Origin of the sequence: Spirillospora sp. NPDC046719 (genome assembly GCF_040645715.1) — a bacterium.
Taxonomy (GTDB): Bacteria; Actinomycetota; Actinomycetes; order Streptosporangiales; family Streptosporangiaceae; genus Spirillospora.
Map to the genome: position 1 here is coordinate 1 of NZ_JBEYYT010000941.1, position 1,091 is coordinate 1,091.

The 1,091-nt window shown below is 37.8% G+C and carries 2 protein-coding genes; both read left to right on the forward strand.

From position 1 onward, the window contains the following. Positions 1-28 precede the first annotated feature (28 nt). Positions 29-649: a fibronectin type III domain-containing protein gene (locus tag ABZ914_RS51730; RefSeq protein ID WP_500201863.1), complete on the forward strand. Its 621-nt coding sequence runs from the start codon at positions 29-31 to the stop codon at positions 647-649. Between the two features lie 19 nt (positions 650-668). Beyond that, positions 669-1,091 (forward strand): phage baseplate protein (locus ABZ914_RS51735; protein WP_500201864.1); only part of this gene is annotated, 423 nt, incomplete at its 3' end.

Here is a 1,091-nt window from a genome sequence, read left to right on the forward strand (position 1 = left end):
CCCGGTCGCCACCGTCTGGTGATCAGCAATGAACTTTAGTTTTAACGTTTATATACCGTTGAATGCTATGGTTGGAAGTTCACTTGGTATCCAACTTAAAGGTCAAACTTATCAGGCTTATGGAAATGTTGGAACTAATGATTTCAACACAATTGTTGGTCAATTCTGGCATAATATTGAACAAAGCGATTTAGGTAAAACAATTCGTTTAAGTTTTCCGATACAAATAGATACTAAATATAAAACTTTTGATACTGCTCTAGCTGATACTGATAGCATTACTATTAGACAAATGACAGACACTTCAGGTCTTGTTTATTCTACTATCAAACTTGAACCAGGTTCAACCGCTACTCCATACATGCCCTCATCTAGCGAAGTCATAACTGCTGACTGGCCAAAGTATGTAGGAACTTATGTTGATACGAATCAAACTTCTAGTACGGAACCCAGTAAGTATGATTGGAATGAAATGAAGTATCGGGTTTATTTAGATGGTGTGCCTGTAGGCGGAAGTAAACTTCTGTCATTTGATTTGGAAAATCTAAAGGCGGGCACATCATACAATGTTCAGGTTAGTCAAATAAATGGCAATGTTGAAAGCGACAAGTCAGAAAGTATTGCTTTTAAAACAACACTACCCAAATAATAGAAATAGGAGAAATTAAATGGCTGATATAACAAAAATTATTCGTGGTATGCAAAATGGCGCTGAAACGATTGATAATAACTTTAATAAAATTAATCAAGAACTCGGAATCCTTGAAAAATTTGTGGATGTAATCTATCCAGTTGGTGCGTTTTTTATATCTAGTGTCTCTACAGACCCTAAAGACCTTTTTAAAACTGGAACATGGGCACGAGTAAAGGGTCGAGTGTTGGTCGGAGTTGATGAATCTGATACAGCTTTATCAACTAGCGGCAAGCAAGGTGGTTCAATTAATCCATTGTCACAACACACAATCATTCCAACTTCAGGAAACTTTGTTTTAGCTCGTGGAGCTGGCACAAACCACTGGGCTTCGGCTTCTGCACCAAGCGGTTCTTATGCAATGGATACAGAACCAAGTGGAATCACAGTTGGAGATAAC

Excerpts from the sequence above, each read along its gene's own strand:
- ABZ914_RS51730 (WP_500201863.1), top strand. The coding sequence starts at position 29 with ATGAACTTTAGTTTTAACGTTTATATACCGTTGAATGCTATGGTTGGA.